12 protein-coding genes are annotated in these 16,108 nt (G+C 42.2%); all 12 read right to left on the reverse strand.

Annotated features, from left to right (window positions below):
- Nucleotides 1-121 precede the first annotated feature (121 nt).
- The 12 genes from tilS to ispC all read right to left on the reverse strand — a co-directional run bounded on the left by tilS (nucleotide 122) and on the right by ispC (nucleotide 16,104).
- On the reverse strand, nucleotides 122-1,501 hold the full coding sequence (tilS, locus tag CXF93_RS15930) for a tRNA lysidine(34) synthetase TilS (protein WP_232784243.1): 1,380 nt from the start codon (nucleotides 1,499-1,501) through the stop codon (nucleotides 122-124).
- A gap of 271 nt (nucleotides 1,502-1,772) precedes the next feature.
- Nucleotides 1,773-2,723, reverse strand: coding sequence for an acetyl-CoA carboxylase carboxyl transferase subunit alpha (accA, locus tag CXF93_RS15935; RefSeq protein ID WP_101063529.1), 951 nt, complete (start codon nucleotides 2,721-2,723; stop codon nucleotides 1,773-1,775).
- Nucleotides 2,724-2,789: 66 nt separating this feature from the next.
- Nucleotides 2,790-6,269: a DNA polymerase III subunit alpha gene (dnaE, locus tag CXF93_RS15940; protein WP_101063530.1), complete on the reverse strand. Its 3,480-nt coding sequence runs from the start codon at nucleotides 6,267-6,269 to the stop codon at nucleotides 2,790-2,792.
- Between the two features lie 78 nt (nucleotides 6,270-6,347).
- On the reverse strand, nucleotides 6,348-6,947 hold the full coding sequence (gene rnhB / locus CXF93_RS15945; protein ID WP_017223028.1) for a ribonuclease HII: 600 nt from the start codon (nucleotides 6,945-6,947) through the stop codon (nucleotides 6,348-6,350).
- Nucleotides 6,940-8,124, reverse strand: a complete 1,185-nt coding sequence (gene lpxB / locus CXF93_RS15950; RefSeq protein ID WP_101063531.1) for a lipid-A-disaccharide synthase — start codon at nucleotides 8,122-8,124, stop codon at nucleotides 6,940-6,942. The genes rnhB and lpxB overlap by 8 nt, the downstream gene beginning before the upstream one ends.
- Nucleotides 8,125-8,149: 25 nt before the next feature.
- Nucleotides 8,150-8,920: an acyl-ACP--UDP-N-acetylglucosamine O-acyltransferase gene (gene lpxA / locus CXF93_RS15955; RefSeq protein ID WP_101063532.1), complete on the reverse strand. Its 771-nt coding sequence runs from the start codon at nucleotides 8,918-8,920 to the stop codon at nucleotides 8,150-8,152.
- Nucleotides 8,920-9,375 (reverse strand): 3-hydroxyacyl-ACP dehydratase FabZ, encoded by a 456-nt coding sequence (fabZ, locus tag CXF93_RS15960; protein WP_101063533.1) that lies wholly within the window; start codon nucleotides 9,373-9,375, stop codon nucleotides 8,920-8,922. Before fabZ ends, lpxA begins: the two co-directional genes overlap by 1 nt.
- 43 nt (nucleotides 9,376-9,418) lie before the next feature.
- A complete protein-coding gene (gene lpxD, locus CXF93_RS15965; protein WP_101063534.1) occupies nucleotides 9,419-10,429 on the reverse strand; it encodes a UDP-3-O-(3-hydroxymyristoyl)glucosamine N-acyltransferase in 1,011 nt (336 codons plus the stop codon).
- Between the two features lie 67 nt (nucleotides 10,430-10,496).
- A complete protein-coding gene (locus tag CXF93_RS15970; RefSeq protein WP_101063535.1) occupies nucleotides 10,497-10,994 on the reverse strand; it encodes an OmpH family outer membrane protein in 498 nt (165 codons plus the stop codon).
- Between the two features lie 77 nt (nucleotides 10,995-11,071).
- The gene (gene bamA, locus CXF93_RS15975) at nucleotides 11,072-13,519 is read right to left on the reverse strand and encodes an outer membrane protein assembly factor BamA (protein WP_101063536.1); all 2,448 of its coding nucleotides are present in this window, start codon (nucleotides 13,517-13,519) and stop codon (nucleotides 11,072-11,074) included.
- Nucleotides 13,520-13,555: 36 nt separating this feature from the next.
- Nucleotides 13,556-14,911, reverse strand: a complete 1,356-nt coding sequence (gene rseP, locus CXF93_RS15980; protein WP_101063537.1) for a sigma E protease regulator RseP — start codon at nucleotides 14,909-14,911, stop codon at nucleotides 13,556-13,558.
- Entirely contained in the window at nucleotides 14,908-16,104 is a 1,197-nt protein-coding gene (ispC, locus tag CXF93_RS15985; protein ID WP_101063538.1) for a 1-deoxy-D-xylulose-5-phosphate reductoisomerase, read from the reverse strand. Before ispC ends, rseP begins: the two co-directional genes overlap by 4 nt.
- Nucleotides 16,105-16,108: the final 4 nt, after the last annotated feature.

Below are 16,108 nucleotides of genomic sequence, written 5' to 3' on the forward strand. Positions count from 1 at the left end.
AAACGAACAGTATTACATCACATTTGGATACTAAAATTCAGCGTGATAAGTCTCCGTGTACTGATAACCGTAAGCGTCACCGATGTTAGAATGACCTAAACACTTAAATCTATCGCCTTTGCTACAGGCTTAAACACCAACATAAACCTTGCTGCGCTGCGTAATCTTTACAAACCCAAAGCCCAACCGCACACACAAGCTTGTCATCATAATAAACCAGTGGAATACGATCACGTAACCAAGGTGCAACTTGATATTCTTGGTATAACTTTTTCATACTGCGAGAGCCACTGCGACCAACAGGATGACATTTACCTTCACCACGAAAACGGATCGTGACCTTCTCACCAGCTAAGGGGGTTCTAACACAGCAAGAACTGGTATGTTGTAACGTATTTTTACCCATATTCTGAGCCTTGTCTGGTGTCGACTCTTGCAGCTGGTTTTGTTGCTGATGTTGTAAATGGCTTTGCTGATAGCTGTGTAAATATAAATAACCGATATCATCCGGCAATGCTATACATTGAGAGTATGTATGCTCTAGTGCGATAACAACGTCTTTTAGCGCTGCGTATTTACGCTGATGGTAAAGCACACCTTGATAACGACGAAACAGCCCCGCTTGCCAGCTTAATTGTGGATTAGCATCATCCGCCGCATTCACCACCTCTAACCATAATTTATCTAAATGATGGCGACTGGGCATAGATAACAGCTGACTCGCAAGCCAAAAACGAATGACATTATTACGGCGTATTTTCGATAATTTAGCTAACTCAACAATCTTTAAACCACTAAAACTATATTCACAAGTCACTAAATCTAGCTGCGCAATTTCATCTGCCAATGCCTGCTGTTCAGCGCAGAGTTCTGCGCTGCGATGTACTGCATTGGCAATACCGGGCCAGCGCTGTTTTAAACTGGGGATCACTTGATGGCGTAAGAAGTTACGATCATAACTCGAATCGTTATTACTCTCATCTTCTACCCAAGATAACTGTCGGTCTGTCGCATAATCCACTAACGATTGCTGTGGTAGAGTCAATAAAGGCCGGACTATTTGACAGTTAGCTTGTAATGCAAAAGGCATCTGTGCAGCCATTGCTGACAACCCCTTAACACCCGCGCCGCGTTTAAGTTGCAACAAGAAGGTTTCCAGCTGATCATCTAAATGCTGGCCTAATAATAATAATGACTCGCCTTTAAGATGCTTCGCGATAGCTTGGTAACGGGCACTGCGGGCTTTGGCTTCTAAACTTTCGCGACTGCCAACATTAAGTATTACTTTTTCAGCCACAAAGTGAATGCCTAATGCTGCGGCGGTTAATTGGCAATGCGCTAACCAAGTATCGGCGTTAGCACTTAAACCGTGATGGACATGGACGGCAAGATAGTCGTGTTGCGGATATAATTCTTTATAACGACTGAGTAAATGTAATAACACATGGGAATCAAGGCCACCGCTATAAGCAAGTACGATTTGCAGCGGTGCTTTAGGCATAGCCTCTTTATGTATAGCAGTAGTTTGTATTTTAGCTGTCGTTAACGGCTGTAAATAATGCTGAAATGTTGAGAAGAGATCGATGTTAGTAGCCACAATTATCATCACAATTAAAAATAGAATAGACGCCAACAGTATATACCGAAAAATTGCAGATATAAAAAAACCGCTAATAAAGCTATCAGCGGTTTAATAATATTTATCTATATCACTATAAGATCAAGCATACTGTAGTTGTATAAGAACGTAGTATAAGAAAATGCTATAGAACTTACATGCCAAATGACATTAAGCGCTCATAACGTTGTTCTAATAACGTTTCAGACTCAAGTGGAGCAAGTTCTGCAAGATCAGCTTTAATACGTTCTTTCAAGTTAGCAGCCATTAAAGGTACATCACGATGTGCACCACCTAGTGGCTCAGCAATAACTGTATTAATCAGATCTAAGCTCTTAAGTCGCTCAGCAGTAATACCCATAGCTTCAGCAGCCAAAGGCGCTTTATCTGCTGATTTCCATAAGATTGACGCACAACCTTCTGGAGAGATCACCGAATAAGTGCTGTATTGCAGCATGTTAACGCGATCACCAACACCAATCGCTAACGCACCACCAGAACCACCTTCACCAATAACAGTACAAATAACCGGTACTGTAAGCTCCGCCATTTCTTTTAAGTTACGGGCAATCGCTTCACTTTGACCACGTTCTTCAGCGCCAACACCTGGGTATGCACCCGGGGTATCGATGAAGGTAATTATAGGCATGTTGAATTTCTCAGCCATTTTCATTAAACGTAAGGCTTTACGGTAACCTTCTGGACGCGGCATACCAAAGTTACGTTTTAGCTTTTCAGTGGTATCGCGGCCTTTTTGCTGACCAATGATCATCACCGGCATACCGTCTAAACGCGCAGTACCACCAACAATGGCTTTATCATCAGCATATGCACGGTCACCAGCAAGTTCATCAAAATCAGTGAATACATGTTCAATATAATCAAGTGTATAAGGACGTTGAGGATGACGAGCCATTTTAGCCACATCCCAAGGTTTCATATCACTGAATATTTTCTTGGTTAATTCTGCATTCTTTTTTTCTAAACGTGATATTTCATCTTGTAGATCAACATCATCAGAGTTTTCAGACACAAGTTTTAATTCGTCGATTTGAGCCTGTAATTCTGCAATAGGCTGTTCAAAATCTAAAAAATTTAAGGCCATGAGGCGCTGCTTCCTTATCTAATATTATTGCTAATAGCTAATGACGAGCGTTTATTCGCGTCAGTACTAATCAAATTCAAGCTCAACATTTCCCGACCCTAACATCAGCTCTAATCCGTAGAGGAGCTCATCGGTGGGTGATACTCGCCATTCCACACCTAAGGTCATTTTCGCCTTAGCGTCGGCGCGTTGATAACATATATTTATGGGACAAGTACCTGCTCGATAAGGTTCAAGTGTTTCCATAAACTTACCCATAAACGCATCATTTATTTTGTCTGCATTTAATTGCAGAGTGAGGCCTCGCGCATAACGCTCACGCGCGGCTTCGATATCCATAACTTCTCTAGCGGTCATCTTATACCCACCATTGAAATCGTCAAAGCTGACCTCTCCAGTAATCACTAAAATACGATCTTTGGCGATATATTCCTCATAACGTTCAAACGCTTCTGAGAAGAACATCACACTTAAGCGGCCACTCTTATCATCAATTTCTAAGATCCCCATACGGGTACCTTTTTTGGTCACTTTCACTTGCGCAGAAATAACCAAACCAACCGCCGTCACAACTTTACCCCGTTCGGTCGGTTTCACATCTTTCAAGCGGTTACTCGAATAACGCTTAACTTCTTTAATATACTGATTAATGGGATGACCAGTAAGGTAAAGACCTAAGGTTTCGCGTTCCCCCTCTAACCATACTTTATCAGGCCATTCAGGTACATCGGCAAACTTGCTTTCAATTTCTTCCGGTTCTGTGGTTAAAATACCAAACAGATCACTTTGACCGTGCGCTTCAGCCATTGCATGTTGCGCAGCCGCTTTCATTGCTTCAGGTAAGGTAGCATGTAAAGCCGCACGATGAGGACCTAATTTATCTAATGCTCCAGCGTAAATCAGCTTTTCCATGATACGTTTATTGATCTTTTTCAAATCAACACGATTACAAAAATCAAACAAATCAGAGAATTCACCACCACTTTCACGCGCAGCAATAATGGCGTCAATCGGGCCTTCACCCACGCCTTTAATCGCACCAATACCATAAATAATGGTTTGGTCTTCATCGACGTTAAATTTAAACAGACCTTTGTTCACATCAGGCGGTAAAATTTTCAGCCCCATGCGTTCAACTTCATCAACTAGCGTCACGACTTTTTCAGTATTGTCCATATCTGCAGACATTACCGCGGCGATGAAATAAGACGGATAATGCGTCTTCATCCACAACGTTTGATACGATACCAGTGCATAAGCCGCGGAATGCGATTTATTGAAACCGTAACCAGCGAACTTTTCTACCAGATCGAAGATCTTCATCGACAGTTCGCCATCGACGCCGTTGTTTATCGCACCTTCTTTAAAGGTACCACGCTGTTTCTCCATCTCTTCTAGTTTTTTCTTACCCATAGCACGACGTAACATGTCGGCGCCACCTAAGGTATAACCAGATAAGACTTGGGCAATCTGCATTACTTGTTCTTGGTACAAGATAATGCCGTAAGTCGGGTCGAGAATTTCTTTCAACGATTCATGTTGATACTGAGCATCAGGGTAAGATACTTCTTCTCGACCGTGCTTACGGTCAATAAAGTTATCTACCATGCCTGATTGCAGTGGACCAGGACGGAACAAAGCCACCAGTGCAATCATGTCTTCAAAACTATCGGGTTTTAAACGACGGATCAGATCTTTCATACCACGAGATTCAAGCTGGAATACCGCGGTCGTTTCTGAACGCTGTAATAAGTCAAAACATCTCTGGTCGGTAATGTCGATCGACTCAATACGAATCGCTTCTTTACCTTGTTTGACGAGATGCGGGTTCGCCATATCCAGCGCCCACTGAATAATGGTTAAGGTACGTAAACCCAAGAAATCGAATTTAACCAATCCGGCTTCTTCCACGTCGTTCTTATCAAACTGGGTGACCGGGTTATGACCTTCATCATCACAATACAGTGGTGAAAAATCAGTGATCACTGTGGGTGAAATAACCACACCACCGGCATGTTTACCGGCGTTACGTATAACACCTTCGAGAATACGTGCCATATCAACCAACGCACGTACTTCTTCATCGCCTTGGTACAGCTCATCCAAGCGCGGTTCAATTTCCCATGCTTTGGTTAAATTCATCCCCGGATCACCCGGAATAAGCTTAGAAATTCGATCAACAAAACCAAACGGATGACCAAGCACACGTCCTACATCGCGAATTACCGCTTTTGCCGCCATGGTACCAAAAGTAATGATCTGACTTACCGCATCACGCCCATACAATTCAGCAACGTGATCGATTACTTCATCACGACGGTCCATACAGAAATCGACATCGAAATCGGGCATGGAGACACGCTCTGGATTCAAGAAACGCTCGAACAGTAATTCATATTCTATTGGATCAAGATCCGTAATTTTAAGCGCGTAAGCCACTAATGAACCAGCGCCGGACCCACGACCAGGGCCAACCGGAATATTGTTATCCTTACTCCACTGAATGAACTCCATTACGATCAAGAAGTAACCCGGGAATCCCATGTTGTTAATTACTTTAAGCTCGATATCTAAACGTTCTTCATAACCCGGGCGCTGACGTTCACGCTCAGCAGGATCTGGAAACAGGAAATCTAAACGTTCAACCAAACCATCTTCAGATACTTTAACTAAAAAGTCTTCGGTAGAAAGCTCACCCGTTGGGAAGTTAGGTAAAAAGTATTCACCTAAGCGCACCGTGGCATTACAACGTTTAGCAATTTCAACAGAGTTCGCCAATGCTTCGGGAATATCAGCAAATAACGCACACATTTCATCTTCGCTGCGTAAGTATTGTTCTTTACTGTACAGCCTAGGACGACGTTTATCTTCTAACGTATAGCCATCATGGATCGATACTCGGACCTCATGGGCGTCAAATTCGTCTTCATTCAAGAACACCACGTCATTGGTCGCAACGACAGGCAATTGATGCTGACTGGCAAACTCAACGGCCATGTGTAAATAAGCTTCTTCGTCCTGACGTCCAGTTCGGATAAGTTCAAGATAATAACTATCAGAAAAATGGGTTTGGTAAAATTGTAAACACTGCTGTGCAAGGTCACTATTACCCTTTAATAAGGCTTTACCTATATCACCATTACGGCCACCTGATAATAAGATAACACCTTCGGCATGCTCTGCAAGCCAGGCTTTATCTATGATGGCACGACCATCAACATGACCGCGGCTATACGCTTTAGAGATCAACACCGTAATGTTGTTATAACCTTTATTATCTTTAGCCAGAGCTGTGATCTTAAATTGCTCTTCGGGGTACTCTTCACTTTGTACCCAAAAATCAGCGCCAAGAATAGGTTTAACACCAGCGCGTTCCATCGCACCATAAAACTTAACCAATGCACACATATTGGTTTGATCGGTTAACGCGATTGCAGGCATATTGAGTTCTTGTAAGCGGGGAGCAAGACGTTTAATACGTACTAAGCTGTCCACCATTGAGAATTCAGAGTGTAAATGCAGGTGAATAAAACGAGGTTCTGCCATAAATAAACTTTCTGCTAATTGAGAGTAGATAAAATAAACGAGAAACAATTACGATTAAGTGGCCACAGCCACCTCATCTTATTTCAATAAACCTAACGCGCGTTGCACAGGTTTAAAACTTTTACGGTATTCTTCTGTCGGTCCAAGCTCGGCTAACTTTTCCATATGCGCCTTGGTTGGATAACCTTTGTGTTGAGCAAAACCATATTCAGGAAAACGTTTATCCAGTTCTTCCATCTCGGCATCGCGTACTACTTTTGCTAAGATCGACGCAGCACTTATCTCGGCTACGCGTAAATCACCTTTAACAATCGCTTCGGCGGACATAGGTAATGCCGGACAGCGATTACCATCAATAAATACATGCTCAGGTTGTATTGGCAGTCCAGCAACAGCGCGTTGCATAGCCAGCATAGTCGCTTGTAAGATATTCAGCTCATCAATCTCTTCTGGGCTACAACGGCCAATACTCCAAGCTAATGCTTTCTCTTTAATTTCCGGAAACAATAGTTGGCGTTTTTTCTCACTTAATTTTTTTGAATCCGTTAAGCCTATAATAGGATTGTTTGGATCTAATATCACTGCGGCGGTGACCACATCACCGACTAATGGACCACGTCCAACTTCGTCAACACCAGCAACAAGTTTCCCTTCTGGGTAAATTATTTCATCATACATTTTTAGTTACCTGCTCTACTGCTGGGATATTATTGTCATTAATTAATTCAAGTACTGCATCTGCAGCTTGTTTGTCGGCATTACAACGAATTTGCTCATGTAATTCAGTAAAGTGCTTAATGAGAGCTGCATTATCTGTCGTTAACAGCTTAGCCATTTCTTCAGCCAAAATCTCTGGCTGGCAATCATCTTGTAACCGCTCTGCGACAATTTCTTTTTTCGCTAATAAGTTAGGTAATGATACAAATGGCGCTTTCATCAAGCGTAGCATGATCTTATAGGTTAGCGGTTTAACGCGATAACCTACCACCATAGCACGTTTCATCAACATGGTTTCCAGCGCAGCGGTACCAGATGCTAATAATACCGCATCAGCAACAGCCATGGCTTCACGCGCATGACCATCTAAAATGATCACATCAAGGTCAGGGGCAACTTCTTGCTTAATAGCGAGAAATTGTGCTTTACGTTCTTCATTGACCATAGGTATAACAAACTGTAAGTCACTAAAACGCTGTTTTAATAAAATAGCGGTCTCTAAAAAGCTTGCAGACAGTAATCCCACTTCACCAGCACGACTGCCAGGTAAAATAGCCACATAACGTTGTTTAGGATCGAGTTTAAGTTCGCTAATAGCAGCTTGTTTATCAGCGCCAGCTAAGGGAATAGAATCAGCCATGGTATGGCCAATAAAGCGACAAGGCACATCATATTCATCATAGAAAGCTTTTTCAAACGGTAGAAAAGCTAATACCATATCTACGGCTTTTTTAATTTTGAAAACACGCTTTTGACGCCACGCCCAAACTGAAGGGCTGACATAATGCACGGTTTTTATACCGTCCGCTTTCAGTTTTAGTTCAATGGGAATATTAAAATCAGGCGCATCAACACCAATAAAGATATCAGGTGGATTTTGTTTAAAATGGGCAAGGACTTCCCGCTTTACTTTAAACAATCTTGGTAATCGACCTAGCACTTCCACTAGTCCAAATACAGATAGCTCTTCCATCTCAAACAGTGTATTAAAACCAAGCGCTTGCATGCGTGGTCCAGCAATACCTTCGAAAATGGCATCAGGGTGACGGGATTTAATTTCTTTGATCAGTGCGGCAGCTAAAATATCGCCGGAGACTTCCCCGGCGATAATACCAATACGTAATGGTTTCGTTGTCATTGTAAGCTATCTATAAAGAATACGATTAACGAATAATACCACGTTCATTGGTTTTTAAAAATTCTGTAAACAAAGCAACGCTTGGTTGTTCATTTGCACTTTCTGCTAATGCCGCTAATGCTTCAGCGACGGTGTTACCTTGACGGAACACGATACGGTAAGCACGCTTAACGGCTTTAATTGCATCAGCATCAAATCCACGGCGCTTAAGGCCTTCAGAATTAATGCCAAACGGCTTAGCATGGTGACCCGATGCCATCACATAAGGCGGGATATCTTTAATGATAACCGAACCACCGGCAACGAAGGCATGAGAACCGACTTTACCAAACTGGTGAATCGCAGCATGGCCACCAAAAATAACGTAATCACCAATATGTACATGACCTGCTAAGGTCGCATTATTAGCAAAAATACAGTTATCACCGATAATAACATCGTGTGCAACGTGAGTATTTACCATGAATAAGCTATTGCTACCAATTTTGGTTAAACCTTGGTCTTGAACTGTACCACGGTGGATAGTAACGCCTTCACGGAAGACATTATTATCACCAATCTCAAGACGCGTGTTTTCACCCGCATACTTTAGATCTTGGCATTCTTCACCAATTGAGCCAAATTGGAAAAAGCGATTAGCTTTACCAATTTTACAAGGACCATTAATAACAACATGAGAAGCAATAACACAATCATCGCCAATCTCAACATTTTCACCAACGATAGTCCAAGGACCAATTTTTACATTATTACCAATTTTTGCGCCTTCATGCACAATAGCGGTTTCATGGATCACTAGTTAGCCTCTCGTTTCGCGCACATGATCTCAGCATCGCAAACTACTTTACCATCAACTTTTGCAATTGCAGTAAAGCGACCGATACCACGGCGTTCTTTAATTAATTCGATATGCAGGTGTAAAACATCACCAGGCACAACAGGTTTACGGAAACGCGCCTTATCAATTCCGGCGAAATAATAAAGCTCATTGTCTGCAGGACCACCATCAGATTTATACCCTAACAAACCCGATGCTTGTGCTAATGCTTCTAAAATCAATACCCCAGGAAAAATAGGGTTGGTTGGAAAATGGCCAGTAAATTGCGGCTCATTTACCGATACATTTTTAATGGCATGTATCGACTTACCCGGTACATAATCCAATACACGGTCTACAAGTAAAAATGGAAACCTGTGTGGTAAAAGGCTCATGATTTCTCGTATTTCAATGGTATTTTTTTGTTCGCTCAAAATTTTAATTCCTGTCGCAACGAAAGCTTTATAACGCTTAGGTTTAGCTTGATTTTTCTAGTTTCGATAAGCGTTTATGCATATCATCAATTTTCATTACACGAGCCGTTTGACGACGCCATTCACGATTAGCTTGTGCCGGAATACCAGATGAATACAAACCCGCTTTATCAATCGGTCGCATTACCATCGACATGCCGGTGATATTAACGTTATCGGTTATTTCCATATGACCATTGATAACACTACCACCACCAATCATGCATTGTTTACCTAATTTTAAGCTTCCTGCTAGCAGAGTACCGCCAGAGATAGCGGTGTTTTCACCTATTTCAACATTATGGCCGACTTGACACTGATTATCTAAAATCACGCCGTCGCTAATAATGGTATTATCTAACGCACCGCGATCAATCGTAGTGCACGCACCAATTTCAACGCGATCGCCGATGATTACTCGGCCGAGTTGTGGGATCTTGATCCAACGGCCACCATCATTGGCATAACCAAAACCGTCAGCGCCGATTACAGCGCCACTTTGGATCAGACAATCACTGCCAATTGCAATATTGTGGTAGATAGTAACATTTGCCCACAATTTAGTGCTCTGACCAATAATGGTATTTTTACCAACAAAACAACCAGCGCCGATAACAACATTATCTGCTAACGTCACACCCGTTTCGATAACAGCATTGGCACCGATGGCCACATTTTCACCCAGTACCACATCGTCTGCAATAACCGCACTTGACGCAATATCAGTAGCTGGTGCGGGTGTAGTATCAAGCAACTGTGCCACTAACGCAAAACCAACGTACGGGTTTTTCATCACAAGTGCATTGGTATTACACGCTGCAAGATCATCAGGTTTAACAATTACTGCAGAAGCTGCAACAGTAGCTAATTGAGCGCTGTATTTGCTATCGCTTAAAAAAGTGATACTACCCGGCTGTGCATTTTGCATCGAATTAATCGTACTGATCTCAATACTACCATCGCCGTGTAGCTCAGCTTGAATTGCCGTTGCTATTTGTTGTAACGTCATTGCCATGTTAAACCTTTCTATCTATAAAAATTCTTATGCTATTTTACTATACTTTTAGTACGGTGAAATATAATTACTTGCTTAATTCTTGTATTATTTTATCAGAGATATCTAATTTTGGATCTAGGAATAAAGCCGCTTGTTTGGTGATCACCAGATCATAACCATCACGCTTAGAGACGGTTTCAATGGCATTTTGTAATAATACTAACAGCTTGTTATTTTCTTCTTGACCACGACGTTGCTGATCTTCTTTAAACGCTTTGCCTTTTAATTTTAGCTGTGCATCTAATTCTTCTAATTTACGCACCAGTTTAGTTTGCTCTTGTGGTGTCATTAACGCTGCATCACGCTGACGTTTCTCGTTTAATGTAACCAATTCTTTTTGCAACTTATTTAGTTCTACAGCGCGCGTTTGGAATTCTTCGTTCAAACGTTTACCAATTGCTTCACGTTGTGGTAATTGCTGTAATATTTGACCGGCATCAACGACGGCATAACCAGCTGCACTGGCAGTAAATGATGCACCAAGTGCCAAGGCTAATGCTGTTGCTTTAATAATTTTTTTCATGTTAATCCCTAATTAGATTTAAACTTAAGGCGCACGTTCTGATACTGAACGTACGCATTTATTCAATATGCTTTGGCTTAGAAAGTGCTACCAATATTAAAGGTGAATACTTCTGTTTTGTCGCCTTCGTATTCTTTCAATGGCGTGGCCAATGAGAATACTAATGGGCCCATTGGTGATAGCCACTGTAAACTAACACCCACAGAGGCACGTATACGCGCAGGGTCAGAATAGTCACCAAAGTTGTCACAATTTCCTAAACAACTTCCGCTCGGATAGTCGCTGGAGTTAAACTCCGTATCCCATACTGAACCAGCATCAACAAATACCGTTGTACGTACAAGATTAGCGTATTCTTCGCTTAAAAATGGTGTTGGGAAAATTAGTTCAACACTACCCGTTGCTAGGGCATTACCACCAACCGAAGAGTCCGTCGCAACGTAGCCGGTATCACCAGGGTTACTCGGACCTGCGGTATTTTGTATGCCTTTTGGACTAATGGTATTACTGTTAAAACCACGTACCGAGTAGAAACCACCGGCATAGTAGTTTTCATAAAATGGTAAGATGTGATCATCACCATTGGATGTCTGACCATAACCATTACCATAAGCCACGCGACCACGCATCAATACTGACCAGCGATGGTTGCTTGATATCGGCACATAATACTTATTATCCAAGCTCATTTTAAAATACTGTACATCTGAACCAGGTACTGTCATGGTAAAGTTAGCTTTTTGTTCCGAACCCGATGTGGCAAATACCCCGCGATTTAAGGTACGGCGACGCCAAGATGCTGAAACATCAAAACCTTGGAATACGACAAAGCTACCGTCAGCATCAAAATCTTTATCATAAATATCCCAGAAAATCTGAGTTTGTGCATAGGTAGTAGTTTGCGAGATTTTATTCCATTCATAACCTAAACTAAAGCTCAGGGTATTGTTTTCGTTAACAGGGAAACCTAAGGTACCCGATACACCATAAGTACGGTTGTTATAATCGACAATGTCCGCTTCTGATGCTTCAAAGTCAGTGAAATAAAGTTTACCACCAAAGCTCACACCATCAACCGTAAAGTACGGGTCGGTATAATTTAAGCTGGCATTTTTCGAGTAGTCATTGGTACTAACACTGATACCCGCCTTATTACCGGTACCAAAGAAGTTATCCTGTTGAATACCGGCATTTAAACTTAAACCAGATTCTGAACCATAACCAATACCGGCATTAAATGAGCCTGCTGGTTGTTCTTTCACTTGCACATTAACGTCAACCACATCCATCTGACCCGGTACACGTACTGTATTAGTGTTCACGGTTTCAAAGAAACCAAGTTGGTTAAGACGCGTTTTAGAACGGTCAATTAAGCGGTTCGATAACCAAGTTCCTTCCATCTGACGCATTTCGCGACGCAGTACTTCATCTTTAGTGACATCATTACCGGCAAAGTTAATACGGCGCACATAAATACGCGGGCCCGGTTCAACCGCAATAGTGAGGTTAACCGTATGGTCTTCGTCATTTATTTCTGGATAGGTAGATACTTTTGGATATGCATAACCAAAGCGGCTTAAATAACGACTGAGGCTTTCTTCTGTTGCCGTGACACTGGCACCACTGTATAGCTCGCCTGAGTTAAGCGCTAATAAACCGCGTAACTCTTGTTCTTTATCGAGTAGATCACCGGTTAACACAATGTGACCGAGTTTATATTGCTCACCTTCATCCACTTTAAGGGTGATATAAATACCTTGTTTATCTGGCGTCATGGAAACTTGCGTTGATTCAGTTTTAAAACGGATATAACCCTTATCAACATAATGGCTACGCAGTTTCTCTAAATCACCAGCCAGCATTTGTTTTTGATACTGCTGATCAGCCATAAAGTTCCACCACGGCGTATGATCACTGAGCTCAAATATATTTTTTAATTCTGCGGTTGAGTAAACCGTGTTACCTAAAATATTGAGCTGTTTAATTTCCGCTGATTTACCTTCAACGAAACTAAATTTAATATCAATACGGTTACGTGGTAACGGGGTAATAATGGTATTTATTTTTGCGCTATAACGACCTGCGCCATAATAGAATTCCTGCAATCCCTGCTCTACCGAACGAATGATAGTGCGATCAATCGGCTCGCCAACACGAATGCCAGATGAATTAAGACTTTCTTGTAATTGTTCTTCTGGGATCGCCTCATTACCAACAAATTCAATGCTACTAATCGTCGGTAATTCAGTAACTTTAAAAACTAGCGTCGCACCATCACGGTACAGCTCAATATCATCAAAGTTGCCTGATGCGTATAATTTCTTCACGGCTAACGCGGTATCACTGCTGCTGACGCGATCACCTTCTCGCAGTGGAATATTCAATAATGCCGCACCGAGCGTTACACGTTGTAAGCCTTCGACTTGAATATCGTCAACAATGAAGCTATTTTCAGCAGCTGTCGCACTGGTAATTAAGCAAGCACTTGAAAGTAGTACGCCAACTATATATTTATTAATTATCATTCTGAGTAAATAATCCCTAAAACGTAATTCAATGACTTATAAACGAGCGAAGTCATTAAATAAGGCAAGTCCCGTTAATAGCATAATAATGACTGAACCAATTTTAAAACCAAACTCTTGGATCTTTTCAGATACAGGTCGACCGGTAATCAGTTCAAATGTGTAATACATTAGATGGCCACCATCTAGTACTGGCAGTGGCATTAAATTCATTAAGCCTAAATTAACACTAATCAAGGCAAGGAAACCTAAGAAATAAACCAAGCCATAATCCGCACTGGCGCCCGCACTTTTGGCAATAGAAATCGGTCCACTTAAGTTATTCAGCGAAATGTCACCGGTCACTAAACGGCCAATCATCTTAAATGTCAGCGCCGTAAGCTGCCAAGTTCGTTCCACAGACTGTTGTACTGAATCTAGAATACCATATTGAATATCAACAAGATAATCTTCAGGATAACTGGCAACCACAGGTGCAACGCCTAAATAACCTTTTAATACGCCATCGGCATCTGCTTTACCTTTTGGTGTCACATTCAATACTAATTGTTGGCCATTACGCAGTATGCTTATTGCTAATGTCTGGTCTGGACTATTTTGTATTTGATCAACTAGCATTAACCAACTATCAATAGGTTGCTCTGCTACTGCAATAATTTTATCGCCAGCCAATAGACCCGCCTTTTCACCGGCACTGCCTTTAATGACTTCAGCCAGTTCTTGACTCACCGCTGGTCGGTAAGGCGTTAACCCCATGCTGGTAATCGGTGACTCGCGCTCAGGATCAAACTGCCATTCACGTAAATCAACCTGTCGCGATACCGTATAGTGAGTGTCCTCAAGATATAACTGCATCGCCATAGATGGTTCACCCATGTGTTCAATTAACTTAAGACTAACGTCATTCCAATCTTGAACAGCTTGACCATCAATCGCAGTAATAATCGCTTTATTCGTCACACCAGCTTGCGCCATCACCGAATGCGGAGCTACATCACCAATCACTGGTTTTACACTCGGTACGCCGATCATGAACATCAGCCAAAAAGCCACAATGGCTAACGCGAAGTTTGCTAACGGCCCAGCAGCAACAATGGCGATCCTGGCTAATACCGGTTTACGATTAAAGGATTGTGATTTTAATTCTTCAGGTACGTCATCAACGCGTTCATCAAGCATCTTAACAAAGCCGCCTAATGGGATCATGGCGACAGCATATTCAGTACCGTCTTTACCGGTACGCATCCATAGCGTTTTACCAAAACCAATCGAAAAACGTAATACTTTAACGCCACAGCGACGTGCTACCCAAAAGTGACCAAACTCGTGTATAGCAACTAAAATGCCTAGGGCAATAATGAATGCACCTAGATTCCATAAAGACGATATCATTTTGCGACTCTGCTTATTGTTTGTTGGGCGTCGATTCGCGCCATGGCATCAATATCAATCAAGGCATCAATACTGTTCGCTGCAGAAATACTTAAACGTTCCAAAACGCTGGCATTGACACGGGCAATATCGGTGAAACCAATTTGCCCCGTTAAGAAGGCATCTACCGCAATTTCATTCGCTGCATTTAACGTGGTGGTTGCCGCTTGACCTTGATAACAAGCATCTATGGCTAATTTCAAACAAGGGTAACGGGTATAATCAGGTTTCAAGAAGGTCAATTCACCCATTTCGAAGAAATCGAGTGGTTTAACACCTGAAGGGATGCGCTGAGGATAAGCCATTGCATGGGCAATTGGCGTACACATATCCGGTTCCCCCATTTGTGCTAACACTGAACCATCAGTATATTGCACCATAGAGTGGATCACAGACTGAGGATGGATAACCACTTGGATCTGCGCTTCGTCAGCATTAAATAACCACTTAGCTTCAATATACTCTAAGCCTTTATTCATCATGGTCGCTGAATCAACTGAGATTTTCTGACCCATAGACCAGTTAGGATGCGCACAAGCCTGTGCCGGCGTCACCGCAGCTAAATCTGCAATATCGCTATAACGGAATGGACCACCAGAACCGGTTAATAATATTTTACTGATGCCCTCTGCAACAAGGTTACAAAAACCCAAGTTGCTTTGCACAGCCAAAGGCATCGCTTGGAATATGGCATTGTGTTCACTATCAATCGGTAATAATTGCGCGCCACTGGCTTTTACTTCTTGCATAAATAAAGCGCCAGACATCACTAGCGCTTCTTTATTGGCCAGCAAAATACGTTTACCAGCACGCACTGCAGCTAACGTAGGCATTAGTCCTGCGGCACCAACAATCGCCGCCATCACCATGTCACTCTCATCAAGCGCTGCAACCTGGCATAAGGCGTCCATCCCAGATAACACCTCAGTAGAGCAGTTAAGTGATTTTAGTTGTTGCGCTAACTGGCTTGCGGCAACATCATTAAGCATTACGGCATAACAAGGTTTAAATTCTAAACATTGCGCCAGCATCTCAGTGACATTACTATTCGCCGTTAAAGCCTGTATCCGAAAGCGCTCAGGATTATTACGAACAACTGTAAGGGTACTTTTACCAATCGAGCCGGTGGCACCCAGTATCGTTAATCCAATCACAATA

Origin of the sequence: Moritella sp. Urea-trap-13 (assembly GCF_002836355.1) — a bacterium.
GTDB lineage: Bacteria > Pseudomonadota > Gammaproteobacteria > Enterobacterales > Moritellaceae > Moritella.